This is a genomic window from Paenarthrobacter sp. NEAU-H11 (genome assembly GCF_050573415.1).
Taxonomy (GTDB): Bacteria; Actinomycetota; Actinomycetes; order Actinomycetales; family Micrococcaceae; genus Arthrobacter.
On record NZ_JBNZGA010000013.1, the window covers coordinates 60733 to 87121 of the forward strand.

At 60.7% G+C, this 26389-nt stretch carries 19 protein-coding genes; 9 read left to right on the top strand and 10 right to left on the bottom strand.

What is annotated here, in order from left to right; all coding sequences use genetic code 11:
* Positions 1–92: 92 nt before the first annotated feature.
* Positions 93–872 carry an enoyl-CoA hydratase/isomerase family protein gene (locus ACQ3DC_RS15910; protein WP_430752708.1) on the bottom strand — a complete coding sequence of 260 codons (780 nt, stop codon included), beginning with the start codon at positions 870–872 and terminating at the stop codon, positions 93–95.
* Positions 873–1054: 182 nt separating this feature from the next.
* Between ACQ3DC_RS15910 and ACQ3DC_RS15915 the strand changes: the two genes are divergently transcribed.
* The 7 genes from ACQ3DC_RS15915 to ACQ3DC_RS15945 all read left to right on the top strand — a co-directional run bounded on the left by ACQ3DC_RS15915 (position 1055) and on the right by ACQ3DC_RS15945 (position 8788).
* Positions 1055–2227 carry an acyl-CoA dehydrogenase family protein gene (locus tag ACQ3DC_RS15915; RefSeq protein ID WP_430752709.1) on the top strand — a complete coding sequence of 391 codons (1173 nt, stop codon included), beginning with the start codon at positions 1055–1057 and terminating at the stop codon, positions 2225–2227.
* A 67-nt stretch (positions 2228–2294) separates the two neighbouring features.
* A complete protein-coding gene (locus ACQ3DC_RS15920; protein ID WP_430752710.1) occupies positions 2295–3056 on the top strand; it encodes an SDR family NAD(P)-dependent oxidoreductase in 762 nt (253 codons plus the stop codon).
* Positions 3057–3328: 272 nt separating this feature from the next.
* Positions 3329–4543 (top strand): CaiB/BaiF CoA transferase family protein, encoded by a 1215-nt coding sequence (locus ACQ3DC_RS15925; RefSeq protein ID WP_430752711.1) that lies wholly within the window; start codon positions 3329–3331, stop codon positions 4541–4543.
* 102 nt (positions 4544–4645) lie between these two features.
* A complete protein-coding gene (locus tag ACQ3DC_RS15930) occupies positions 4646–5845 on the top strand; it encodes an acetyl-CoA C-acetyltransferase (RefSeq protein ID WP_430752712.1) in 1200 nt (399 codons plus the stop codon).
* A gap of 193 nt (positions 5846–6038) precedes the next feature.
* Positions 6039–6809, top strand: coding sequence for an electron transfer flavoprotein subunit beta/FixA family protein (locus ACQ3DC_RS15935; protein ID WP_430752713.1), 771 nt, complete (start codon positions 6039–6041; stop codon positions 6807–6809).
* Positions 6810–6826: 17 nt separating this feature from the next.
* Positions 6827–7801 carry an electron transfer flavoprotein subunit alpha/FixB family protein gene (locus tag ACQ3DC_RS15940; protein WP_430752714.1) on the top strand — a complete coding sequence of 325 codons (975 nt, stop codon included), beginning with the start codon at positions 6827–6829 and terminating at the stop codon, positions 7799–7801.
* Positions 7802–7867: 66 nt separating this feature from the next.
* Complete coding sequence (locus ACQ3DC_RS15945; RefSeq protein ID WP_430752715.1) at positions 7868–8788, top strand: cytochrome b/b6 domain-containing protein; 921 nt, start codon at positions 7868–7870, stop codon at positions 8786–8788.
* 1918 nt (positions 8789–10706) lie between these two features.
* Here ACQ3DC_RS15945 and pntB read toward each other — a convergent pair.
* The 4 genes from pntB to aceA form a co-directional block, all read right to left on the bottom strand.
* Complete coding sequence (gene pntB, locus ACQ3DC_RS15950; protein ID WP_430752716.1) at positions 10707–12179, bottom strand: Re/Si-specific NAD(P)(+) transhydrogenase subunit beta; 1473 nt, start codon at positions 12177–12179, stop codon at positions 10707–10709.
* A complete protein-coding gene (locus ACQ3DC_RS15955; RefSeq protein ID WP_430752717.1) occupies positions 12176–13741 on the bottom strand; it encodes a Re/Si-specific NAD(P)(+) transhydrogenase subunit alpha in 1566 nt (521 codons plus the stop codon). The genes pntB and ACQ3DC_RS15955 overlap by 4 nt, the downstream gene beginning before the upstream one ends.
* A gap of 196 nt (positions 13742–13937) precedes the next feature.
* A complete protein-coding gene (gene aceB, locus ACQ3DC_RS15960; protein ID WP_430752718.1) occupies positions 13938–15590 on the bottom strand; it encodes a malate synthase A in 1653 nt (550 codons plus the stop codon).
* A gap of 81 nt (positions 15591–15671) precedes the next feature.
* On the bottom strand, positions 15672–16982 hold the full coding sequence (gene aceA, locus ACQ3DC_RS15965) for an isocitrate lyase (RefSeq protein WP_430752719.1): 1311 nt from the start codon (positions 16980–16982) through the stop codon (positions 15672–15674).
* A 656-nt stretch (positions 16983–17638) separates the two neighbouring features.
* Between aceA and ACQ3DC_RS15970 the strand changes: the two genes are divergently transcribed.
* On the top strand, positions 17639–19000 hold the full coding sequence (locus tag ACQ3DC_RS15970) for a glycoside hydrolase family 15 protein (RefSeq protein ID WP_430752720.1): 1362 nt from the start codon (positions 17639–17641) through the stop codon (positions 18998–19000).
* 615 nt (positions 19001–19615) lie between these two features.
* Here the strand turns inward: ACQ3DC_RS15970 and panD are convergent.
* The 5 genes from panD to ACQ3DC_RS15995 all read right to left on the bottom strand — a co-directional run bounded on the left by panD (position 19616) and on the right by ACQ3DC_RS15995 (position 25047).
* The gene (panD, locus tag ACQ3DC_RS15975; RefSeq protein ID WP_430752756.1) at positions 19616–20059 is read right to left on the bottom strand and encodes an aspartate 1-decarboxylase; all 444 of its coding nucleotides are present in this window, start codon (positions 20057–20059) and stop codon (positions 19616–19618) included.
* A 361-nt stretch (positions 20060–20420) separates the two neighbouring features.
* The gene (locus ACQ3DC_RS15980) at positions 20421–21563 is read right to left on the bottom strand and encodes a bifunctional 2-methylcitrate synthase/citrate synthase (protein ID WP_430752721.1); all 1143 of its coding nucleotides are present in this window, start codon (positions 21561–21563) and stop codon (positions 20421–20423) included.
* Between the two features lie 37 nt (positions 21564–21600).
* Positions 21601–22506 carry a methylisocitrate lyase gene (gene prpB / locus ACQ3DC_RS15985; RefSeq protein ID WP_430752722.1) on the bottom strand — a complete coding sequence of 302 codons (906 nt, stop codon included), beginning with the start codon at positions 22504–22506 and terminating at the stop codon, positions 21601–21603.
* Positions 22507–24027 carry an MmgE/PrpD family protein gene (locus ACQ3DC_RS15990; RefSeq protein WP_430752723.1) on the bottom strand — a complete coding sequence of 507 codons (1521 nt, stop codon included), beginning with the start codon at positions 24025–24027 and terminating at the stop codon, positions 22507–22509.
* Positions 24028–24252: 225 nt separating this feature from the next.
* Positions 24253–25047 carry a FadR/GntR family transcriptional regulator gene (locus ACQ3DC_RS15995; protein ID WP_430752724.1) on the bottom strand — a complete coding sequence of 265 codons (795 nt, stop codon included), beginning with the start codon at positions 25045–25047 and terminating at the stop codon, positions 24253–24255.
* 69 nt (positions 25048–25116) lie between these two features.
* Between ACQ3DC_RS15995 and ACQ3DC_RS16000 the strand changes: the two genes are divergently transcribed.
* Positions 25117–26355, top strand: coding sequence for a cytochrome P450 (locus ACQ3DC_RS16000; RefSeq protein ID WP_430752725.1), 1239 nt, complete (start codon positions 25117–25119; stop codon positions 26353–26355).
* Positions 26356–26389: the final 34 nt, after the last annotated feature.

Here is a 26389-nt window from a genome sequence, read left to right on the forward strand (position 1 = left end):
CGACCAATCATACATCTAATCTCATGTGTTAGAGCTAATTCTAAACACTTATTACCCGTTGAGGGAGCCGCTGATGTGGAGAAAAGGGATGTTCATGCGCCGACAAATTTGGCGGGTCGACGTTCCCTGAGGGCGGCAAATGCCTCTTTGGCGTCCGCCGTGGACCTGGCTACCGCCATATGCGACGAGATAAGATCCAATGCTGTCCGTAAGTCACTTCGAGCAGACTGATACGTGGCGCGCTTAATCATTCTCAAATGCACTGGGGGTCCCGAAGCGAGTCGGCGAGCAAAAGTTTCGACCTCCGTCGCGAACAACTCATCGGGATGCACGCGGCTAACCAGGCCCATGCTGAGAGCATCCGACGCCGAAACCACATCGCCGGTCCACAATAGCTCCAGCGCCTTGGCCATCCCCACGATCCGTGGCAGATAGTAGCAACCACCATCTCCCGGCACTAAGCCGACTTTGACGTAGCCCTCGCAGAAGGTTGCCGAGGACGCGGCCAAGCGCAAATCACACATCAGCGCCATATCCATGCCAGCCCCTACCGCGGGCCCATTGACGGCCGCGATGAGGGGCTTGTCAAGATCCTCCACAGCCAAAGCGACGCGGTGAACGTGATCCGCCAGCACGGACTTGGTCTGCAAAGGTGAATCGTCAGCCCCCAAGGCGCTCAAATCAACCCCGGAGCAGAACGCGCCCGGCGTACCCGTAAGCACGACGGTACGCACATCATTGTCGTCGCGGGCCGAAGCCAGCGCCTCAACCCATGACTGCAGCATTGGCAGCGTGAAGGCGTTTCGCTGCCCAGGCCGATTCAATCGGATCGTGGCAACTCCGTCACTTACTTCATACTCAAGATCGGCCATTAGCCTGCCCTCCGTTTGTTAAAGCTCAATGTTCTTATGTTAGAGTATTGATCGCTGGTAAAGAGCACTTGCTGCGGAAGACTTAGCGATTGCAACGTCCGCTGCACCTTGACTAGGTCGTTACTGCCAGCAGAAGCAGCTAAGGACAGTGAAGATCCATCCGCCCCCTGATGGGAGAAGAAATGCCAGCAACCCGCGTCCTGCCGTCCGAGGAGACGCGCGATCTCGTGGCTTTGACTCGCGACCTGATGGCTCAGGAGCTCAAGGATCTAGTATCCGCAACAGAGGCCGACGAGCACTTCCCTAGGGAGGCCTTTCGATTGCTGGGGAAAGTGGGACTTCTCGGTCTCCCCTACCCCGAAGAGTACGGTGGCGGAGGTCAGACGTACGAGGTTTACCTCCAAGTACTAGAGGAGATTGCGTGCGTCTGGGCCAGTGTTGGAGTAGGCGTCTCAGTGCACGTGCTCTCATGCTTCGGCCTGGCCACCCATGGGACGGCAGCGCAAAGGGCTCGGTGGCTCCCCGACATGCTAGGCGGGGAACTGCTCGGTGCCTATGCCCTGTCGGAAGCGGACGCTGGCTCCGACCCGGCTGCAATGCGCTGCAGGGCGGACCGGGATGGTGACTCGTACCTGTTGAACGGGTCCAAGGCGTGGATCACGCATGGTGGTCAAGCTGACTTCTACAAGGTGATGGCTAGGACCGCTGACAGCGGCGGCAAAGGCATCTCCTGCTTCCTGGTCCCTGCCGACGCCGAGGGACTAAGCGCCGACGCGCCCGAGAAGAAGATGGGACTGACGGGTTCCCACACCGCAACGATCCGCTTTGATAACGTCCGCGTTCAGCCCGACCAACTTCTGGGCAACGAGGGGGACGGCCTCAGAATTGCACTCGCTGGCCTGGACGCCGGCCGTCTCGGCATCGCCGCCGTTGCAACGGGCCTCGCCCAAGCAGCGCTGGATCATGCGCGGGACTACGCCCGGGAGCGCGAGACATTTGGCCGTTCAATCATTGAACATCAAGGGCTTGCCTTCATTCTGGCTGACATGGCAGCGGGCGTTGAAACCGCGCGCGCCACCACTCTTCACGCTGCGCGCTTAAAAGATGCCGGTTTGCCGTACTCCAAGGAAGCCTCGATCGCGAAACTCGTCGCCACGGACAACGCGATGAGGGTCACCACCGATGCCGTTCAGGTGCTCGGCGGTTACGGCTACACCCGCGATTTTCCACTCGAACGGTACATGCGCGAAGCCAAGGCAATGCAGATATTCGAGGGCACCAACCAGATTCAGCGCATGGTCATCGCCCGCCACCTCGACCGCGATTCCGGCGGCGCACTTCGCCACTGGGGGTAGGGCGACTGCTTAGCAGAGTCAAAATTTCCCTTTTTGATCGCTCACCCATTACACCCTGGAGAGATAAATGGATATTACCGGAACCGCCGCTATTGTTACCGGAGGAGCTTCCGGCCTTGGCGCCGCCACCGCAGCCGCGCTTGCCGCGAAGGACTGCCGAGTATTCGTTTTCGACTTGGCCGCTGCGATTGACTCGGCCCAGGCCGTCGACGGCATCGAGTATGTGGCGACAGACGTCACCGACCCAGCGAGCGTAAAGGTGTCAGTTGATCGGGCCTCCTCGATATCTGGCTTCCCGCTTCGGGTGGTAGTTAATTGCGCGGGGATCGGGCCATCCGCACGAATCCTTGGCCGAGGCGGTGTCCACGATCTCGATCTATACGCCAAAATCGTTCAGGTCAACCTGCTTGGCACGTTCAACGTACTTGCGATCGCTGCTGAGGAAATCGCAAGGAGCGAGCCAGACGAGCAAGGCCACCGTGGCATCATCATCAATACCGCATCCATAGCTGCCTACGATGGTCAGATCGGTCAGGCGGCGTACGCGTCAAGCAAGGGCGGCGTCGTCGGACTCAACTTGCCAGCCGCACGAGACCTCGCCCAGTACGGCATCCGTGTGAACACGATCGCTCCAGGCATCGTCGAAACGCCGATGCTGGCGACACTCTCAGAAGAGTTCCGCTCTTCGCTTGCCGCTGGCGTCCCCTTCCCAAAGCGGCTAGGAAAGCCCGATGACTATGCCCGACTGGTACTCGCACTGATCGACCAAGACTATCTCAATGGAGAAGTGATCAGGATGGATGGAGCGCTCCGCATGGCCCCCCGCTAACCAGTAGTAGGGCCGGTCCGGATGAAATTAGAAGGACTGAGCCGCTTCCGACATCTCGGCTCGGAGGGGCCCCTTGGGGCGCCATCCATTGCAAGGCAGGCCACCTATTGGAGGAACGCGGATGGTTGCAGCGAAGCTGAGAACGATGCGCACTCTCCAAAGATAACGACATGTAGTCACGCCTTGGGATTGTCAGAGGGAGTCCGCGAAAATTCCTACTTCGCCAACTCCCGTACGGGTTTGAGTTATCAGCCACACTCGAAGGAGGGCATATGAAATCGCAAGAAGTATCGAAAGCTCCAACCAGCGGACCGCTCGCCGGGCTGCGCGTCCTCGAGTTCGCCGGGCTCGGGCCCGCCCCTTTTGCTTGCATGCACCTCGCCGAGCTCGGGGCTGAAGTCATCCGAATCGACCGGCCCAGTGGTGCGGGGCTGACTCAAATCCCAATCGACTCACTGAACAGGAGTCGACCCAACCTCGTTGTGGACTTGAAAAAAGACGAGGGTGCCGACGTAGTGCTGCGACTTGCCCAATCCGCTGACGTTGTCGTCGAGGGTTGGCGCCCCGGAGTGGCGGAACGGCTTGGAGTAGGCCCTGAGCAATGTCGAGTCCTGAATCCTGGACTTATCTATGCTCGCATTACTGGCTGGGGCCAGACTGGGCCCATGGCACCCCTGGCCGGGCACGACATAAACTATGCGGCGCTAAGCGGCGCGTTACACGCTACGGGGGGACGGGAAAAACCCCGACAAGCCGCAAACCTCATCGCCGACTTCGGCGGCGGCGCGCTGCCGCTTCTCGTGGGAGTTCTTTCGGCGCTACACGCCCGCGCCAATGGGGAGCTGGGTCAAGTGGTTGAAGTTGCGATGGTTGATGGAGCGGCGTCGTTGTCAACCATGATCTATGGCATGCACGCTCGGGGACTTTGGAAGGACGAGCGCGAGCAGAACCTTCTCGACGGACAGGCACCCTTTTACGATACTTACCGCTGCGCCGATGGAAAATTCATCGCTGTCGGTTCATTGGAACCGCAATTTTTCACCGAACTATGTGCCGGCCTCGGCCTTCAACCTGATGACTACAAGCAATACGACCAGCAGCAGTGGCCGAAGATGCGGGCACATTTCGAAGGGGTGTTCGCAACTCGGAGCCGAGATCAGTGGGCGAGACTGTTCGAGCAGACCGACGCATGCGTCTCACCAGTTTTGAGCCTCGCCGAAGCGCCGATGCATCCGCACAACCAGTCTCGCGGGACGTTTGTGCCACTGGGGGAGGGCCATGAGCCGACATTCCCCGCGCGCTTTTCCCGTACTCCCACTCGAACACCTGGACCCGTGCGGCCACCCGGTGCTGACACCCGGGCAGTACTCGGTGGCGCGGGTTTTCCCGGGCATGAGATTGATGCATTGCTCGCTTCTCGCGTCGTCATAGAGTACGGAGAAGTGGGAGATTTAGTGCCCGGGATTAAGCAAGGAATCCGTTCTTGAACACATCGTCCGTTTCGCAAGCAAGCCAATCACTGTTACGGAAAATATTCGGAGAACCGCGGGTTGCAAAGCAGTGCCGCGGCAGAGGGCCTGGATTTTCACATGAATGAAACTGTCATCGTTGCAGGAGCACGCACACCCATTGGGAAGCTCCTCGGATCGCTATCTGGGCTCTCCGGTGTCGAGCTGGGTGCCATAGCCATTGAAGCTGCGCTTGAACGCTCACGGGTATCGCCCGAGTTGATCGATTACGTGATCATGGGCCAAGTACTTACAGCAGGAACGGGACAGATGCCCGCACGGCAGTCTGCTATGAAAGCTGGCATCAGTGGACGTACCCCGGCCCTAACGATTAACAAGGTCTGCCTCTCTGGCATCCAATCGATCATCCTGGCCGACCAGTTCATTCGTTCAGGCGTTCTACATGCGGTCGTTGCCGGTGGCCAGGAGTCTATGAGTCAAGCGCCACACCTGCAGTTGGCTTTACGGAATGGGCAAAGATACGGGGCAGTCACTATGGCAGACCATATGGAACTCGATGGCCTCCACGACGCGTTTACCGATCAATCGATGGGCCTGCTGACCGAGCAGTACAACGACGCGCAGCCGCTCACGAGGTTGGCGCAGGACGAGTTCGCGGCCCGGTCTCACGCTCGCGCCGCCGCCGCAAGGGAAAGTGGCAGATTGGCCGAGGAAATTGTTCCTGTCCGGGTACCCCAACCCAGAGGTGCCCCGATCGTAGTTGACACCGACGAGGGCATCCGGCCGGAAACGACTACAGAAGTGCTGGGTCGATTACGTCCCGCGTTTCGTGGAGACGGCACAGTGACAGCGGGAAACGCTTCCCCGATCTCTGATGGTGCTTGCGCGCTCGTGCTGATGAGCAAAGAACGCGCGGAGGCCGACGGGATCTCCTGGCTGGCTGAAATCCGTTCCCCAGGCATGGTCGCCGGTCCTGATTCGACGCTACAGGCGCAACCGGCCAATGCCATCGTGAGAGCCTGTCAGCGCGAAGGCATCCTGCCCAGCGAGCTCGATTTAGTGGAAATTAATGAAGCATTCGCTGCCGTTGCCCTTGCTTCCCTAACGCAGCTGGGCATTGACGAGGAACGGGTTAACGTCAATGGGGGCGCCATTGCCCTAGGACACCCCATCGGTACCTCGGGCGCACGTGTCGTCCTGCATTTGGCTATGGAACTTGCCAGGCGGGGTGGCGGGATCGGCGTGGCTGCATTGTGTGGCGGCGGGGGCCAAGGAGACGCGCTGATTGTGAAGGTGCCCAGAAAAAGCCAGCACGCCTAAGGCAAGCGAAAGTCTAGCCGCGACCAATCACTTAGGCCCTCGGCAAAGGAGCATTTACATCCGGGCAAGATACATATAAAATCATAGGATAGATGTCCAGAGCATTCTGCTTATTGAGCATAAGCCTTAGCCAAGGCCGAAGATTCTTGGCAAAAGCCTGACCATCAACGGCAGTAGTAGGAGGAATGATTTTGTGAAAATCATCGTACTGGTGAAGCAAGTGCCGGACACGGCGGAGGAGCGCAAGCTCGACCTGGCAACCGGACGTCTGGAACGGTCTGCAGCTGAAGCCGTTGCCGACGAGATCAACGAACGCGCCCTTGAAGTGGCACTGCGGTACAAGGATAGTGACAAAAAAGGTACCGAGGTTATTGCAATGACCATGGGGCCGGAGGGAGCGAAGGACGCTTTGCGCAAGGCGCTGTCGATGGGCGCCGACTCTGGAGTGCACATCGTCGATGAAGCGCTTAGAGGCGCAGACATCGCCGGAACTGCCGTCGTGCTGGCCGCCGCGGCCCAACAGACCGGCTTCGATCTGCTGATTGCCGGCAACGAGTCCACTGATGGCAGGGGTGGGGTAGTGCCAGCGATGGTTGCAGAGCACTTGGGGCTGCCGCTACTACCTTCGCTGGATTCGGTCGAATTCGACGAAACCTACGTCACCGGCGAAGTCGGCCTCGAGAACGGAACGTTAGCGGTGCGTGCAAAGCTGCCGGCCGTGATCTCAGTGACGGAGCGCGCCGCGGAGGCCCGGTTTCCGAATTTCAAAGGCATCATGACCGCCAAGCGCAAGCCGTTGGCCACCCTCTCCCTTTCCGACCTCGATCATGATGCCCCAAGGCACGCTGCCGTGGTGCGCTCCACGAGCAAAAGGCCAGCCCGCACCGCCGGCAAGAAAATCTACGACGACGGCAACGCAGGCAACCAGCTGGCCGAGTTCCTGACTTCCGGCCGCCTGATCTAGATAAGGGAACCACCACCATGGCAAACGTACTGGCACACATTGAAATCTCACCCAACGGAACCATCGCGAACAGCGCGCCGGCAGTCATCGCCGCCGCGGCCAAGCTCGGCACCCCGATCGCCGTCCTTGCCGTGCAGCCCGAATCCGGCGCAGGTCTTGTGCAGCAACTAGCCGAATTCGGTGCGCAGGAAATCTACTTTGCCGAAACCCCAGCGGCTGGCACTGTGCTCGCCACCGCCCAAGTCGCCGCCCTCAGCTCCGCAGCCGAGGCATGGTCCCCGTCCGCAGTCGTTGCCGCGAATTCGGTGGAGAGCCGCGAGGTCGCCGCCCGCTTCGCCGCCCGCATTGGAACTGGCATACTGGCGGATGCCGTCGACGTGTCCGTCCTATCCGACGGCACCCCAGCAGCCTCACATTCCTACTTTGGCGGGGATTACAGCGTGGAATCCGAGGTAACGGGCAAGCCGGCAGTAATAACCCTCCGTCAAGGCGCGATGGAAGAGCGCGCACCTACCTCCTCCCCGAAGGTGACCACAGCGACTCTACTTGTCGAGACTGGCAGCGCGGCGGTGATCGAGCAGGTCCGCACCGCCGCAGCAAATACCGGGCGCCCGGAGTTACGTGGGGCCGCGAGGGTAGTGTCGGGCGGGCGAGGTCTAGGCTCCAAGGAGAATTTTGTCCTGGTCGAGCAGCTCGCCGATGCCCTTGGTGCGGCGGTGGGGGCCTCGCGCGCTGCAGTCGACGCAGGGTACGTCCCACAGTCCTGCCAAGTCGGACAGACTGGAGTCGCAGTGTCCCCGCAGTTATATGTCGCTCTCGGCATTTCCGGGGCGATCCAACACCGGGCTGGCATGCAGACGTCCAAAACGATCGTAGCGATCGACAAGGATGACGACGCCCCGATCTTCGATGTGGCGGACTTCGGCGTCGTAGGGGACATCTTTACCGTCGTGCCGCAGCTGATCTCGGCTCTCGAAGCCCGAAAAAACTAACGTCATGCCGCCCGGGCCTGCCGGGCGGCATGAACGGAGCGAACAGGCAGGAATGGAACACTCGATATGACCACGACGACAAAGCGGACCACGACGCTGAGAAAAAAGCGGCTGCAGGCGGCCATCGCAATAGCCGCACTGCTGGCCATCGTCCTTATCGCCAAATGGCTGCGGACCTTGCCAGAGGTTCAGGCCTTCGTAGCGGACTATCCGGGTCATGTGATTCTACCCGCGACCGCCCCGACCGGTTTGCCTGTGTGGCTGGCGTGGCAGCACTTCCTCAACGCGTTCTTCATTCTGCTGATCATCCGCTCCGGCTGGCTGGTGCGCACTACCGTCCGACCCCAGGAGTACTGGACCCGTAACAATACCGGCCTGATCAAAACCAAGGGCAAGCCTGCCAAGATCAGCCTTACCCTCTGGTTCCACCTCTCACTTGACGCACTTTGGGTGCTCAACGGGATCGTCTTTATGGTGCTGCTATTCACCACTGGGCAGTGGACGCGCATCGTGCCCACTGGTTTAGATGTGGTCCCAAACGCCTTCTCAGCGGGGCTGCAGTACGCCTCGCTGCAGTGGCCGAACGAGAACGGGTGGGTGTACTACAACAGCCTGCAGGTGCTGGCCTACTTCACTACCGTCTTCATTGCCGCGCCGTTGGCCATCCTTACCGGGCTTCGTATGTCCCCAGCTTGGCCAAAGGACGCCGCGAGGTTGAACAAGGCATATCCGGTCGAGCTCGCTCGGACGGTGCACTTCCCGGTAATGCTCTACTTCGTGCTGTTCGTCGCTGTTCACGTCTTCCTCGTGTTCACCACGGGGCTGTTTCGCAACCTAAATCATATGTATGCGGCCCAGGACGACGACAGCTGGACAGGGTTCTGGTTCTTTGCCGTTTCCATAGTCGTTATGACCACAGCTTGGTTCCTGGCCCGTCCGCTTTTCCTGCGTCCGGTCGCATCGCTGATGGGCAAGGTCAGTAAGTAGGACGTCTACTTTCTACCACGGGTCGGTCCCAATAAACCTTAGATGCCGGATGTAGCGACTACCGGACACGCAAGTGGTCCAGAGGACCGAATTTACCCATGATCCCGTGACACCAAGGTTCCTTACCAAGGGATAGGCGAAAACCAGAATCAGTGGGGACTAGGGCGACCGAACGCGGTTCAGTAGCCCCTGCCCGTTCTTAAGGATCTGAACCGTCATCACGAGGAAATGCGGGTGCCGTCATCGGCGCGAAGCCGCAGCCGCACGCCGTCGGCTGCCTCCACTTCCGGCAACGGAAGCTCCGGGGACGTAGGTGCGTACGGATGCCGCAGCTGTGGCGCGGCAGCACTCTGCGGTCCAGCCCAGAGGTGTTACAGGAACTTTCATCCGGCGCCGGCACGAGGCGCAGTACCTCGGCGGTTCCACCGCCCGGCGTTCGCCGCAGCTATGGTGCCCACAAAGGTTCCCTGCGGTTGAGCTCGCCGCAGCCGCGTTCACAGGGTCTTCTGGAGTTCCTCGATGGCTTGTGAAGGTCCACGAGCAGGTTCAGGTCTTGCAGTGGCGGGGCCGGCCGAGGGTAGTGAGGTAGTTGCAGACGATTACGGCGTTGATCCCCCGGAGCAGCCGGCGCAAGTGTCGAGGTCGCCCAAGGTGAGCTCACCAACCGTCGGCGTAGCGGAGGACGGTGCGGGGCATCGCGGGGTGGAAGGCGTCGATAGCGCAGAGGCCGTCCTTGCTCCATGATGCCCTGGTTGTCCAGCGGAGTTACCGGCCGGGGGTTGAGGAAGTGCAACGCTACTTCGTGTGGCTTCCGGGCAGCGCACTGGACGGCTACTTCGACCGATGCTCCAGGCGTTCGCCCATGCTGATCAGGACTCCAGCACAGTTCCATGCCTACGTCCGTGACCATCGCGCAGGTCTCCAGCCGCTCCTCATAGGTATGGGTGATGACGACTTCGGGGAAGTAGCTGCGCGCGTTTCGAGATTGTTGTTTTAGCAGCAGTGGGCGCCCCAGTCCTTAGCCTGCAAAATGGCAATCCTCCGGGCAGCGGCCTGTCTTGATGGAGATAATACCTTCCACGCCCTCGCCGCAGTGCACGGCGCCGGACCTGGTGTGCCAACTCGACGGCGGCGGGAAGCGCCTCGTCCGGACAGGCGAAGCACGTCTGAGCCCGTGTCGGGGCAATACCGTCCTCAAGAAACTTCCGGCGCGGTCTCCAGGATCTGGTAGCCCTTGCAGTCGCCGGTGGTCCGAGAATGCTGGCTACGTTTGCCTGAATCGTGGATGATTGGCCCTTCGCGCTTGCCGTGGAATTGCCCACCGCAGACGTCATTTCTCAGAGGGTGACAAGAGTTTGTTGGTTCGACAAAGACATGCTTGAGTCGCTGGCTAAAGTTATTTCCTCAAACGAATGAGCACCTTTGGTGAAACTCAGCGTCCCCAGACCGAGGACAGCGCACGGAGAGACGATAACCGGCAGCATTGAACCCGCAAGTGTCCATCGTCCCGTGCCATTAGCTAGATACATCCTGAAGGTCGAGACTGTTTGTAGGACCGGCAAGCTCTCCCCTGATTCAGGCCAAGGTGGACCTACGAAGGGGATACACGTGTTTGCTACCGAGCACACCGGGCTAATGCCTCCGAGAGCTGTGATTACCGTTCTGGATGAGGTACTTCAGGTCCTTGGTCCTCCAGTAATTCGTGCCTGTGGTGGAGTAAGAACTCGTGCACCTGATGAAGACCAATCCAAGGTGATGCAGCGTATTCATCAATGCCAAAATCACGACGCAAAACTCGTGCTTGTTGGTTGCAGTCGTTCTGATCCGGCCTCCGTGATCGGAATATTGCCGGGGTCAGGCTTTTGGGTATCACCCAGCCTCTGGACATGATTTCTCCTCGTCGTCGTGGCTGCCTTTATTAGAACGCGCGCAGGATCTCTTCCACTCGCTGCTTGGCGTCGCCGAAGAGCATTTGGGAGTTGTCCCTGAAGAACAGGGGGTTTTGGACGCCGGCATACCCGGCGGCCATTGAGCGTTTGAAAACCACGACGTTCTCGGCTTCCCAAACACGAAGGACGGGCATGCCGGCGATAGGGCTGCCTGGATCCTCGGCCGCGGCCGGGTTGACGGTGTCGTTGGCTCCAATGACGAGGACGACGGATGTCCCGCTGAGATCGTCATTGATCTCGTCCATTTCCAGGACGATGTCGTAAGGAACTTTGGCTTCGGCGAGGAGAACGTTCATGTGCCCTGGCAGGCGCCCGGCAACCGGGTGGATGCCGAACCTGACGTCCACACCGCGGTCACGCAGTTGTTGGGCGAGTTCGGCGACAGGATACTGGGCCTGTGCCACGGCCATGCCGTAGCCGGGGGTGATGACGACGCTGGAGGCGTTGGTGAGCAAGTCAGCGGTTGCCTGGGCGGAAATCTCGCGGTGCTCGCCGTAGTCGGTGTCCCCGGATTTGGTGGCTTCAATGCCGAAACCACCGGCGATGACGGAGATGAAGGACCGGTTCATGGCTTTGCACATGATGTATGACAGGTAGGCGCCGGAGGAGCCGACCAGGGCGCCGGTGATGATGAGCAGGTCGTTGTTGAGCAGGAAGCCGGCGGCGGCTGCTGCCCATCCGGAGTAGCTGTTGAGCATGGAGACAACGACGGGCATGTCCCCGCCGCCTATCGAGGCGACGAGGTGCCAGCCCAGGCCTAGGGCGAGGAGGGTGACGACGACCAGGAGCCACAGTTGGGTGTCGTTGACGTACCAGATGGTGAGGGCGACGAAGGTGGCGAGGGCGGCGAGGTTGATGCCGTTCTTACCGGGCAAGGTCAGGGGTGAGGATTTCATCCGGGCAGAGAGTTTCAGGTACGCCACGATGGAGCCGGTGAAGGTGACGGCTCCGATGAAGACTCCGATGAAGACTTCTGCGTGGTGGATTCCCTCGAGGGCTTCGGGCAGGTCGGGGGCTTCCAGGTGTCCGTTCCAGCCGACCAGCACGGCGGCGAGGCCGACGAAGCTGTGAAGCAGGGCGATGAGTTCGGGCATCCCGGTCATCTGGACTGCCCGGGCCCGCCACAGGCCGATCGCGGCGCCAACCAGGACCGCGATCAGGAGCAGGATGAGGCCTGTGAGGCCGTGTCCTGATCCCCAGGCGTCTTGGAGGGTCAGCCAGATGGTGGCTGCCAAGGCAATGACCATTCCCGAAATGCCGTAAATAACCCCGGCGCGTGCTTTCTCGTGCTTGCTGAGGCCGGCAAGGCTGAGGATGAACAGCAGAGCCGCGACGATGTACGCCGCCCCGGCTACAGATTCTGCGGTCAACAGACCGGATACGGTGTCAGTCACTGCGGTGCTCCTAGTAAGAATTCCTGTTGCTTCGCCCATGGCGCTCATCCCTGTGCCTTGTTTCCTTTGGAGAACATGGCGAGCATGCGACGGGTGACGGCGAAGCCGCCGAAGATGTTGATGCTGGCGAGCAGGACTGCGACGGCGGAGAGGCCCTGCACGATGAGGTTTTCGGAGGTGATTTGCAGCAATGCGCCGACGACGATGATCCCGGAAATTGCGTTGGTGACGGACATCAGCGGCGTGTGGAGGGCGTGGTGGACTTTGCCGATGACGTAGAAGCCCACGACGATGGAGAGCATCAGCACCGTGAAGTGCTGGGGCAGCGGGGCCGGAGCGACGGCGTTGATGCCAAAGAGGACAGTGATTCCTGCGGCGATAAGACCGGCTTTACCGGCAGGGCCCAACCCCGCTTTCTTGTCCGCTTTACCCGCTGTGCGCTCACCGGCGCGCGTGGTTTCAGCCTGAGCCTGGGGTGCCGCGGAGACTTGGACGGGGGGCGGTGGCCAGGTTTTTTCACCCTCGCGTACTACTGTCACGGAGCGCTGGACCACGTCATCGAAGTCCAGGGTGAGCTGGCCGTCCTTGTTCTTGGTGAGGAGCTTGAGGAGGTTCAGCAGGTTGGTCCCATACAGCTGGGATGCTTGGGCCGGGAGCCGGGCCGGCAGATCGGTGTAGCCGAGGATGACCACACCGTTTTCTGTGACAGTGCGTTCGCCTGCGACGGAGCCTTCAACGTTGCCGCCCTGCCCGGCGGCCATGTCCACGATCACGCTGCCCGGCTTCATCGCGGCGACGTCGTCTGCAGTCAGCAGCTTCGGTGCAGGCCGGCCGGGGATGAGTGCGGTTGTGATGATGATGTCTACATCGCGGGCCTGCTCGGTGTAGATCTCGGCTGCTCGCCGGTTGTACCCGTCCGAGGTCGCTTTGGCGTACCCGTCGGAGGACTTCATCTCCTCCTCTACCTCAACTTTGAGGTAGGTGCCGCCAATGGACTTCACCTGGTCCGCGACCTCGGGACGCGGATCCGTGGCGCGAACGATCGCCCCGAGGCTGCTCGCCGCCCCGATCGCCGCCAGCCCGGCGACGCCGGCACCCGCGACGAGGACTTTCGCCGGTGGGACCTTGCCCGCGGCGGTCACCTGCCCGGTGAAAAACCTGCCGAATTCGTGCGCTGCTTCAATTACAGCCCGGTAGCCGGCAATGTTTGCCATGGAGCTGAGCACGTCCATTGACTGTGCCCGGGAGATGCGCGGAACAGCATCAAGGGCAAGAGCGGTGATCGGCCGTGCCGCAAGTGCGTCTACGAGTTCGGGCCGCAGCGCAGGGCTCAACATCCCGATCAGCGTTGCACCCGGGGCCAAACGGCCCATCTCCTCCTCGCTGGGCGGATTAATCCTGAGCACTACTTCGCTGCCCCAGGCGTCATCTGCGCCAACGATCAGGGCACCTGCCTCGGCGTACGCTTCGTCACGGAAGGATGCTGCCTCCCCGGCGCCCTTCTCGACGACCACGTCGTAGCCCAGGTCCAGCAGCTGCCTGACTGTGGCGGGTGTAGCCGCCACCCTTGTTTCGTGGTCTAGCTCAGTCACGATCCCGATACGTGTCACTATTTTCTCTCTCTAAGACGTTGTGCGTAGGAATTCAGGTGCCGGGAGACAACCCTGGGATGTTCTCTCTATTTGAGGAAAAGCAGGGCTCACGATGGTTCCGCCGCCGAGCCGGCTCTCCGGATTTCGGAGGTGCCTGTTGCGGAGGGCGTGCCGACTCGACGGACGGAAATCTATCGCGCTAACGCCGCCGCGCCTATGAGGTCGCGACTTCCTCCGCAGTGGCCCTTATGCGCCCATCGGTCAGGTAGCGGGCGTAGGCGGGGAGGGTGAGGAAGGACGGGAAGTCCTGGCCGAGGGTGACTTCTTCGAAGATGTCGCGGGCGTCTTCAAAGCGGTCACCGTCGAAGCGTTCGAGCCGTGCGAATTCTTCGTCGAGGAGTTCCTCCACCCAGTGATGGGTGATGATTTCGCCGTGGTCGGTGATGGCCCGGGCGTAGATCCACTGCCAGAGCTGGGAGCGGGAGATTTCGGCGGTGGCGGCGTCTTCCATGAGGTTATGGATGGCGACGGCCCCGTTGCCGCGGAGCCAGGATTCGATGTAGCGGATCCCGACCTCAATGTTGTTCCGGATGCCCTGCTCGGTGATGGTGCCCTGGGTCGCGGCCACGTTGATCAGGGCACGGTCGTCCGGAGTGACGTCCTCGCGGGTGCGGTCCAGCTGGTTGGGCTTCTCACCAAGGATGGAGTCGAACACCTCGCGACAGACCGGCACGAGGTCGGGGTGGGCCACCCAGGAGCCGTCGAAACCGTCGTTCGCCTCACGGGTCTTGTCCGCACGGACCTTCTCGACCGCGTTGGCGTTCGCTTCGGGATCCTTGCGGTTCGGAACCGCCGCCGCCATGCCGCCGATGGCCATCGCGCCGCGCTTGTGGCAGGCCCGGACCAGCTGTTCGGTGTAAGCGCGCATAAAGGGCTGGGTCATGGTCACCTGGGCACGGTCCGGCAGGACGAAGCGGGGCCCGCGGGTACGGAAGTTCTTGATGAGGGAGAAGATGTAGTCCCAGCGGCCGGCGTTCAGGCCTGAGGCGTGGTCGCGCAGTTCGTAGAGGATTTCCTCCATTTCGAAGGCTGCGGTGATGGTTTCGATCAGCACGGTGGCGCGGATGGTGCCCTGCGGGATGCCGAGCAGGTCCTGGGCGAGGACGAAGATGTCGTTCCAGAGCCGGGCTTCGAGGTGGTTCTCGATCTTGGGCAGGTAGAAGTACGGGCCCTTGCCCTGGGCCAGGAGGCGGCGGGCGTTGTGGAAGAAAAACAGGCCGAAGTCCACGATGCCACCGGCGATCGGGGCGCCGTCGATGAGCATGTGCTTCTCGGGCAGGTGCCAGCCGCGGGGGCGGACCACGATGGTGGGCAGGTCCCCGGCGGGGCGGAGCTTGTATTCCTTGCCCTCGGGGGAGGTGAAGTCAATCCGGCGTTCCAAGGCGTCGGTGAGGTTCAGCTGGCCCTTGATCACGTTCCGCCAGGTGGGGGTCGAAGAGTCCTCCATGTCCGCCAGCCACACCTTGGCCCCGGAGTTCAAGGCGTTGATGGTCATCTTCTGATCCACCGGACCAGTAATTTCCACGCGGCGGTCCTCCAGACCGGGGGCCGGGGGAGCGACCCGCCACGACGGATCGTTACGAATCGGGGTGGTTTCAGGCAAGAACCGAGGGTCCTGGCCCCCACGAATTGCCGCACGCCGAATTTGCCGGGCTTTCAGCAGCTCCTGCCGACGTTCTTCAGTCGCCCAGTGCAAGGTAGAAATAAACTCCAATGCCTCTGGGGTCAAAATTTCGTTCTGCCGTCGAACTGCAGGAGCTGTCAGCGTAATGCCATTAAGCGTGAAGTTATCAGTAAAGCTGTTCATTGGAAGTCTCCTGCTGCAGGTTACAACCGAAGAGCAGCAGATGGCCTGACGGCATCTGCTGCCCTCCTGTTGGGAAAGCTCTTAGTGGAACTGGCCTTCTTCGGTGGATCCCACCAGGGCCAGGGTGGATGCGTTCGGGTTGAGCGCAGTAGCGATGTCGTCGAAGTAGCCGGTACCGACTTCGCGCTGGTGCTTGGTTGCGGTGTAGCCGCGGGATTCGGAGGCGAATTCCTTTTCCTGGAGCTCGACGTAGGCGCTCATGCCTTCACGGGCGTAGCCGTGGGCAAGGTCGAACATCGAGTAGTTCAGGGCGTGGAAGCCGGCCAGGGTAATGAACTGGAACGTGAAGCCCATGGCCCCGAGCTCACGCTGGAACTTGGCGATCGTGGCGTCATCCAGGTGCTTGCGCCAGTTGAACGACGGCGAGCAGTTGTAGGAGAGCATCTGGTCCGGGAACTCGGCCTTGACCGCTTCGGCGAACTTGCGGGCCAGCTCCAGGTCCGGGGTGCCGGTTTCCATCCAGATCAGGTCCGAGTAGGGGGCGTAGGCCTTGGCCCGGGCGATGCAGGGTTCGATGCCGTTGCGGACCTTGTAGAAGCCCTCGGCGGTACGCTCACCGGTGATGAATTCCTGGTCGCGCTCATCCACGTCGGAGGTGATCAGGGTCGCTGCCTCGGCGTCGGTGCGGGCGATGATCACCGACGGGGTGCCGGCGACGTCGGCGGCCAGGCGGGCGGCGTTCAGGGTCCGGACGTGCTGCTGGGTGGGGATGAGCACCTTGCCGCCGAGGTGGCCGCACTTCTTTTCCGAGGCGAGCTGGTCTTCCCAGTGCACACCTGACGCGCCGGCCTGGATCATGGATTTCATGAGCTCGTAGGCGTTCAGCGGGCCACCGAAGCCTGCCTCGGCGTCGGCGACGATCGGGACCAGCCAGTCCTCAACGGTCTGGACACCCTCGGAGAACTCGATCTGGTCGGCCCGGAGCAGCGCGTTGTTGATCCGGCGAACCACCGTGGGAACGGAGTTGGCCGGGTACAGCGACTGGTCCGGGTAAGTGTGGCCGGAGTTGTTGGCGTCCGCGGCGACCTGCCAGCCCGAGAGGTAGATGGCCCGGAGACCCGCCTTGACCTGCTGGACCGCCTGGTTGCCGGTCAGGGCGCCGAGTGCGTTGGTGTACTTGCCTTCCTTGTGCTCTTCGGTGAGCTGCTTCCACAGCTTCTCGGCACCGCGGCGGGCCAGGGTGTGCTCTTCGGAGACGCGGCCGCGGAGACGGACGACGTCGGAACCCTTGTAGTCCCGGGTCACACCTTCCCACCGGGGGTTGGCCTCCCACTCGAGCTCCAGGGCCGCAGCCTGCTCCTCGGGCGTGGTGGGCGCAAATGCTGCAGTCATCGTTGATCTCCTTGATTGAGCTCCGGTTTATGAGCCAACCGGAACTGCCTCCGGCAGTCCCGGCTGGCCAACCCCGGTGCGGTAATTTCTTCCGTCTTTACTATTCGTGCCTTAAAAAGCCCACCGGCTCAGAGGGAACCTGGCCAGTAGGCAGATATGGTTGTGCTGACCTAAGGGAGTCTCTAGCTGCAGCCGGTGGCACCTCAACACCGCTGGAGTTTTGGGCTAGTTCCCAGCGGTACAAGTTCCAGCACTGGGGCGCGGCCTGCACTTAGTACCCCAGTTGAGCGGTCAGTGATAGGTACTCCGCCCACTGCCAGGCAAGCAGGTGAAGAAGGGTGGCTGCTCAACCGGCGCAAATGGGATCACAAGCCATTGGCCACCGTAGAACTCCACGTAAGAGTCAGGAGGGCAAGCGGCGTGGGCTTCTTCTCGTGTCATACTGACTCTTCCTTTCATAACCCTTCTATGCGTCTATCCTCTGATCTTATATGTTATGTGTATCTTTGTAAACGCCTGCGGCCTTGGATTCCTGGCAAGGTGCCCCGGCAGTGAACAAGGAAGACGACCAACGGCTTAGGAGGACCTTTCTGGATGGACCCGGCAACAGTCCGGATTCACTCTTCTTTTCCGTGGCCCGATGAGATTCGAGTCAGTTGTGGTTAAGTGAAGCTATGGTTGCTCCGATAGAGGACTATGCGTTGCTTTCGGATCTACAAACGGGACCACTTGTCTCCCGAAGCGGCAGTGTGGACTGGCTGTGCTTCCCTCGTTTCGACTCCCCTGCGTTGTTCAGTTCTCTCTTGGGAAACGACGACCACGGTCGGTGGCTTTTAGCTCCCCACCATCCGGACGCTGCCGTCGTTGATCGGCAGTATCTAGATTCGACGTTTGTGCTTCAAACAACTTGGGAGACTGTCTCGGGACGCGTCTTGGTTACGGATTTCATGCCCGTGGGAGTCGGCAGTTCATCGATTCTGCGTCGAGTCACGGCACTGGATGGAACCATCGAGATGCACCAGAAACTCATCATCCGCCCGAGTTATGGGATGGTTGCCCCATGGGTTAGCCGTGTTCGCGATCATGCAGTTCCTGACACAGCCATCCTGTTGGCTAGGGCAGGTCCCGACGCTGTCGCCCTGAGGGGACCGCACCTTCCGCAGGCCTATGCACACGGGCATGAGGGAAGATTCGCTGTTTCAAAAGGCGAAACGGTCGATTTTGAATTGACATGGTTTCCGTCCCATCGGGTGGCGCTAGAAAGGCTGCGTTTAGCGGGAGGCAGGGAAGACCACTTCTCTTGGGCCCTTGGGCGTCTTCTGTTGGGATTTGTAGAGAACCACATGGATGACCGGGACTTCGGGCTGTGGGAGATGCGTGGCAAGGCTCAATACTTTACGCATTCGCGGGTCATGATGTGGGCCGCTTTCGACTGCGGCATTCGTGCTGTAAGAGACCATGGAATGACGGGCGCCATTGACCATTGGGCGCAACTCCGCGATCGTCTGAAGGCTGAGATCATGCGGGAGGGATTCGACTCAGAGCTGAACTCCTTCACCCAAACTTACGGTGGAGGGCAAGTTGATTCAGCCTTACTGGTCATGCCACAAGTTGGTTTCCTTGCCTACGATGATGCGCCCATGCTTGGAACCGTCGCCCGCCTGGAGAAGGATCTCCTCACTGACGGCGGACTATTGCTTCGCTACCGCACCGAGAGCGGCGTCGACGGGCTTGATCCCGGCGAGCACCCCTTTCTTGCCTGCTCGTTCTGGCTCGTCGAACAGTATGCACGAACTGGTCGTACGGCGGACGCAACAGTTCTCATGGACAAGCTCGTGGGCTTCTCGAATGAACTCGGCCTTCTTAGCGAAGAATACGCAGTGAAGGAACAACGGATGGCCGGCAATTTTCCGCAGGCCTTCTCGCATTTGGCGCTCGTCAGAGCAGCAGACGCAATGCATGGAGTTGACCGTCTTAGTCTTGCCGTTCTGAGTGGAGTGCGGCGCGCTGGCACATAACCGGGCATGGTCGCTTCCGAACTTCGCGTAAAACCAAGTCGCTCGTGCTGCGGAGGTTCGGCAGGGCGCAATGAAAGGGGCCTGCGTCCATCAGGGTGCCCAAGATGGACTGGTTCTTAGACGGACGTTGACATCAGGACGATGGTGCCGTAATGGAGCGCGCACACCTCTTATCTGGGGCAGGATCAACGGCTCTTGCTGCCTTCACCTTCGATCTCCGAAGCTCCACTGTCCCACTTTGAGCGCGGATAGAGACTAGTTCGGACCTCAAAGTCAGAAGCGGCATCTATGTATTCCCGCTGAAACACAGATTCAGGAGCGAGCCATAAACCGCTGCCATCGGGCATTGCATCATCGACTAGTCCTCGGCGATATAGTCTTCCATTTCTCCGGACCTCGACGATCTCGCCAACGAGCGACTGCCACTGGTTTGTGCGGTGCAGCTTGTCACGTTTGTCACCCATAGGCTTCATAGGCCAATGTCTTCTTTCTCTGATTGTGGAATCAATTTCTGTGTTGACCATCGTTGCCGGTTCATAGAATAGGCTGGCTTCACTCGAGGGGATGCTGCGGGTCCTGGAAACTACCCGCCGAGCCTCTGTGCCGCATGTCTTGTTATAGGTCGTTTACAGCTGGCGGCCTTAATTGCTCACGAACGTTCCTTGACGCGAAGGGCGGGCGGAGCAGCGTAGGGGTGAGGCCTTCGGCGGGGTCGTTACCGAGCTTTAGGATGCTGTTCTGCTGGTCGACATGGACCACCCTTGGATCGTACGTCCGTGCTTCTTCGGTGGTCATTTCCGCATAAGCGATGAGAATAACCGTGTCTTTTACCTGGATCAGGTGTGCAGCGGCGCCGTTGATGCCGATGACACCGGATCCACGTTCGCCAGCGATGGTGTAGGTCTCCAGACGGGCGCCGTTGGAGACGTCGACGATTGCAACGAGCTCTCCTGGCAGGATGTCGGCCGCATCCAACAGGTTCAGGTCCACGGTGACGGAGCCAACATAATGCAGGTCCGCGTGTGTGACGGTGGCGCGATGGATTTTGGACTTGAACATTTTACGAGTGACAAGATGCATGGAGGATACGTCCCCTTGAGATGTCTGGCGCGGGCAGCGTCGTAGATGGGGCGGAGTTGTGCAAGAGGGCACGTCAACGTAATCGATATTCTTCGTCAGGAACAATCTGTGCCTGTCTGGACTGCCCCTACCCCACCCATCTCCGCGTGGTTTGTATCTCGATGCCTAGGTGGATGCAATTTTGAGCCAAACATGCAATCCCCTGTGAGCCGCTTCCTGAACTGCTGGATGGGCGAAGCATTGCCTTTTGCCTCACTAGGCGTGCAAACGCTGACCCACATCGCGGTAATTATTGATTGAGATAGTTACTCTGGCTGGGAGACAGCAAAGGCTCAGAGTGTTACAAAGAACGCTGTTCCTGCCCGTTGTATTCGCTTAGCGGACGGATCAGGGAGTTGGATGACAGCTGTTCCATGATGTGCGCGGTCCAGCCGGTGATACGGCTTGCAACGAAAATGGGCGTGAAGGTAGGGGTGTCGAAGCCCATGAGGTGGTAGGTGGGTCCGGCGGGGTAGTCGAGGTTGGGTTTTATGGCTTTGGCCTCGTCCATCGCTTGCTCCAAGGCGTTGTAGAGTCCTAGGAGTTCGGGGCGGCCGTAGTGGGCGATCATCTTGTCCAGGGCAGCTTTCATGGTGGGCACTCTGGAGTCGCCATGCTTGTAGACACGGTGGCCGAAGCCCATGACCTTCTTCTTTTGGACCAGCGCGTCCTCCATCCATGCCTTGGCACGGGTTGTTGCCTCCTCAGTGGACTCTTCTGGGCGGATGCCGATTTCGTCGAAGGTGTGCATCACGGCCTCGTTGGCCCCGCCGTGCAGCGGCCCCTTGAGCGCGCCGATGGCGCCAGTGAGGGCGGAGTGGAGGTCGGACAGCGTCGAGGTGATAACCCGTGCGGTGAAGGTGGAGGCGTTGAAGGAGTGCTCGGCGTAGAGGATCATCGAGACGTTGAAGGCCTCCACCACCTCCGGAACCTGTTCTTCGCCAAAAGCCATCCAGAGGAAGTTGGCGGAGTAACTGAGGTCATCGCGGGGTTCGACGGCGTCCTGCCCGTGGCGGCGGCGCTGGTCGTAAGCCACCACCGCCGGCATGGCCGCGAACAGGTCAATGGCCTTCTCCATGTTGGCTTCGCGGGTGGAGTCTTCGGCCAGCGGGTGGCGCGCGCCCATAACCGACACCGCGGTCCGGCAGACATCCATGGGGTGCGCCGTGGTGGGCAGCCCGTCGATTACGTGTTTCACCATGGGGTCTAAGGTTCGGCCGCCGCGTTCCCGTGCTGTGAATTCTGTCAGCTGGTCCGGGGTGGGCAGTTCGCCGTTCCAGAGCAGGTAGGCCACTTCTTCAAAGCTGCAGCGGGCGGCCAGTTCCTGCACTGGGTAGCCGCGGTATAGCAGTGAATTCGTGTCCGGGTTGACCTTGGAGACGGCGGTGTAGTCCACTATGACACCGGCGAGGCCTTTGCGGATTTCGATGGTTTCCGAATTCATAAGACTTCCTTGTCTGAGAGGGTGATGGGCGTAGCTGTTAGCGGATTCCGGATATCTGGAAGTTGAAAACGCTGGCATCGAATCGGTTGTAAGCCTCGTAGTCCACGAGTTCGTAGAGACGTGCACGGGTGAGCATGCTTCCAACCTGCGCTTCCTGCGTGCCTTCATTCCTTAAGGTGTGCAGGACTCGTTCGGCTGCACCCATGGCGCTGCGGAGCAGGGTTACCGGATAGATGACCATGTTCACGCCAACTTTCTGTAGTTCAAACACCGTAAGGAGGTCACTTTTGCCGAATTCGGTCATGTTGGCCAGGATGGGAACGTCGACGGCGTCGCGGATTGCCTGGAATTCGGCCAAGGTAGCCATGGCTTCCGGGAAGATGGCGTCGGCACCAGCCTCCACGAGCGCACGCGCGCGGTCCTGGGCAGCGGCCAACCCCTCAACGGCGCGGATGTCGGTACGGGCCATGATGAGGAAGTTGGGGTCGCGGCGGGCGTCGGCGGCAGCACGAATGCGCTTGGTTGCGGTCTCCAGGTCCACTACGCTTTTGCCGTCGAGGTGGCCGCAGCGCTTGGGGTTTAACTGGTCCTCAATATGAAGTCCCGCCAGACCCGCGTTCTCGAGTTCCTGCACAGTGCGGGCAACATTCATGGGTTCGCCAAAGCCAGTGTCCGCGTCCACGATCGCAGGCAGGTCAGTCATACGGGCGATCTGCCCGGCCCGGGTAGCCACTTCAGTGAGGGTGGTCAGCCCGATATCCGGCAGGCCAAGGTCATTGGCTAGGACCGCACCGGAAATGTAGACCCCGGCGAACCCCTTCTCCTCAATCAGGCGGGCCGAAAGCGGGTTGAACGCACCGGGAAACTGCGAGATGGCCCCGGAGGCCAGGAGTCTGCGGAGCTGAATGCGCTTCTTCTCGGGAGTGGCGGTCGAGTACAACATTTAGAACAATCCCTTCGGTGCCGCGTCCAAGTCGATGACGCCCGGTGCCGCCGTGATGTTCAGCTGCTCCAGCTCACCGGCAGCCAGTTCCGGGAGGCGTTCGACGGCGGCAAGGAACCGTTCAATTTCGGCCTCCTCCACCAATCCGGCCGCGAGGGTACGGAACTTGTGGACGTACTGCTCGCGACCGAAAGGCCTGGCACCCAGCGGGTGAGCGTCCGCGACGGCTATCTCGTCCGTGATAACGGTGCCGTCGGTGAGGGTAATCTCCACGGACCCGCCGAAGGCCTTCTCCGCGATGTTCAGGGAATGGTAGCGCCGCGTCCACTCGGGATCTTCCTCCGTGCTGACCTTCTGCCACATGTCCACCGTGTCCGGGCGGGCGGCACGGGCGGGGGAGTAGGAGTCCACGTGGTGCCAGGCGCCGTCCTGCAGCGCAACAGTGAAGATGTACGGGATGGAATGGTCAAGGGTCTCCCGCGAGGCCGTGGGGGAGTACTTCTGGGGATCGTTCGCCCCGGACCCGATGACGAAATGCGTGTGGTGGCTCGTCCTGATCAGCACGGATTTCACATTCGCGGGGTCGGTGGCCTCCGGGTGCTCACGGTTCAGCTTCCGAGCCAGATCGATCCAGGCCTGCGCCTGGTACTCGGCCGAGTGTTCCTTGGTGTACGTGTCCAGAATGGCCCGCTTGGCCTCACCGGCTTCCGGCATGGGCACCATATAGGAGGCGTCGGGACCGTCCAGCATCCACGCGATCACCCCGTCCTCGCCTTCATAGATCGGCACAGGTGACGTCTGACCGCGCATAGCCCGGTCTGCCGCCTCGACGGCCATCTTCCCCGCAAAGGCCGGCGCGTGCGCCTTCCAGGTGGAGATCTCGCCCTTACGGGACTGGCGTGTCGCCGTCGTCGTGTGCAGCGCCTGCCCCACGGACTGGAAAATGGTCTCGACGTCAAGCCCCAGCAGGGTGCCGATGCCGGCCGCTGCTGACGGGCCAAGGTGTGCGACGTGGTCAATCTTGTGCTTGTGCAGGCAAATCGCCTTCACCAGGTTCACCTGAATTTCATACCCCGTGGCGATGGCCCGCACGAGGTCCCGGCCGCTTGAGCCCACATGCTGGCCCACAGCAAGGATCGGCGGAATGTTGTCGCCAGGGTGGGAGTACTCAGCGGCCAAGAACGTATCGTGATAGTCCAGCTCACGCACCGCCACCCCGTTGGCCCACGCCGCCCACTCCGGGGAGACCCGTTCGCCGATACCGAAGATCTTGGCACCTTTGCCGCCGGTGCTGGGCCCGTGTGAGAGGGCTTGCGCCCGGGCTGCCACGATGGGTCCACGGTTCACAGAGGCGATGGCCACCGAGGCGTTGTCGATAATCCGGTTTATCACCATGCCGGTTACCTCGGCGGTGACCTCGACGGAGTCGGCGGCGACCATGGCGATCCTGTACGCCAGCTGGTCCTCGCGGGCGAGGTTTTCCTCGCTCTTATAAACACGTATAGAACGGTCGACAGTCATTACGCTGTCCTCTCGATAGATGCTCGGTTGACTTGAGGTGCTGCAAGCTATTGTTCGTGTGGCTGTAGATGCCGACATGCTGGACATCGTCCAGCCGTAATCGCTCAGATGTCGGCTTGTTCTATAACTGATGCAAGGAAGGAGTCGCTGATTTAGATCTCGAGTTTTGGAATCTGGGGGCGGCAGCCTCCGATGCATTCGATCGCCCCGGTGGGTCAGCCAGCGTTAGGAGTGGCGGCGGGCGGCAGCGTCTGCCTTAAGAAATCCTTCGACGGCTGCATAGGTGCTGTACATGTGGTCTGTCATCCGTTCCCGGGCCAGGTCCGGTGCCCCCAATTCGATGGCGGCCAGGATTTCTGCATGCTCGGTGTTAGTCGTGTGCCGCCAGTGGGGGCCAACGTTGAAGGCGCCCCTGGCGAGGGGGCTAATTTCCGACTGCAGGTCTGCTTCTGCTTTGACAAGACGGGCGGAGCGGGTGCAGGAAGAGATCATGACGTGGAAGGAGGCGTCTGCCTTGCGAAATTCTGCGAAGCTTTCTGCCTTTTCTATCTGCTCTATAAGGCCGCGCAGTTCGTCGATCTCATCGGGGGTTGCCCGGTCCGCCGCCAAAGCGGCGCTGTGGGCGGCAATGGCTATACGGTAGTCAGTAAGATCGCACAGCAATTCCTGACTGATTTCAGGCGTTCCCGCGCTGCGGCCGCGTTCGGTCATCGAGAGGGCGTCCGGGTTGATGTAGGTCCCTCCCATGCGCCCCCGGCGTGTCTCGAGGTAGCCGGCTTCACGCATGATGGCGAGAGCTTCCCGGAGGGTCATGGCAGAGATGCCCAGCTGCTCCGCAAGGTCGGACTCCGCTGGCAGCCGCTCACCAACAGGGAATATTCCCAGGTTCACGGCCTCGCCCAACCGACTGACGGTCTGCGCAACAAGTCCGCCGCTGGGCCCGATCCGGGAGAGTACGACGTCTCGAACGAGCTGGTTCGCCTGCGTGTGCCGCAGCTCGCGCGGGTCCTTGATGGTCATAACACCAGAGTATAGAGGATTCACCAGAAACGGGCTTGACACTCTAAGATATGAAGTTAGAGTTTTTGTATGACTTCTGTTGCTGCTGGTGGCCATGCCCCGCTTGATCTGACCGCTCCGTCGTTTTCAGCCTCGGGGGCCGCCGTTTTGGACGCGCGTGAGGAGGGGTGGTGTGTCAGGACCAATTTCGGCATTGCGGTCTTGCGCCATGAGGAGGTGGGTAAGCTGCTCAAGCATCCAGCTTTGCGGCAGGGCAGTTCTTCGTGGCCGGCTCAGAACGGAATCACAGAGGGGGTGCTGTTTGATTGGTGGCAGCGCACCTTGGTGGCAGTTCCGGATGAGGATCATGCGCGTATCCGGCGCTTGGTGAACCCGGCATTTTCGAAGTCGGCAGTCGCACTGATGACCGAGCAGTTCCGGGAGCTTGCGCACGAGCTCATTGATGGGTTTGTTGCCAGCGGTTCCTGTGAATTCATGGCGGATTTCGCTGAGCCATTCTCCGCGCGGGCATTGTGTCGGCTGCTGGGGATTCCTGAGGATGACTGGAAGGAGCTCAGCGACCAATCTGCAGACTTGGGCCTGGCCTTCGGTCCCGAAATCGCGGAACAGCGTGGACGGATTGAGGCTGCAATCCTGGCCTTGGGGAAGCGTGCGGACCGCCTGATCGAGGCAGCGCAGCGCCATCCAGGCCGGGATGTGGTGTCCACGCTGGTCCAGGCCGCCCAGGGTGATGGGGGCCTGGACTGGACCGAGGTACGTGAGCTCATTGTCCAGCTAATTTTTGGGGGGATGGACACGACGCGAAGCCAGATCGGCTTCGGGATGCATGCCTTCGTCGTGCGCCCCGATCAGTGGGATCTGCTGGGGCGTCAGCCTGAGCTGGGGGCCAATGCGGTCGAGGAGGTTGTCCGCTTCATGCCGACCATTAACTGGATCACGCGCATCGCCGAAGATGCCTTTACATTCCAAGGTGTGGATATCGCGGAGGGAACAGTGCTTCACATGATGGCCTACGCTTCGGGGACGGATCCGCTGATCCTGGGCGAGGGTGCAGAGTTTGACATCACTGCCGAGCGGGTGCCGCATTACGGGTTCGGCGGAGGGCGCCACCACTGCCTGGGGCACTTTGTCGCGCGCCTGGACATGCGTGAGGCCCTGGTGGCCCTTGCGGATCGGATCCACTCGCCGCGGTATAGCGAGCCGCCCACCTTCCGCCCGAATACGGGCAATACGGGGCCAGAGGTATTGCCTTTAAAGTTCGATGGGGCCCCAGCGCGAAATCCCTTTACATCTGACCTATTGCTTTAGAGGTTAAGTTCCATTACGTTTGCTGGCAATGCAA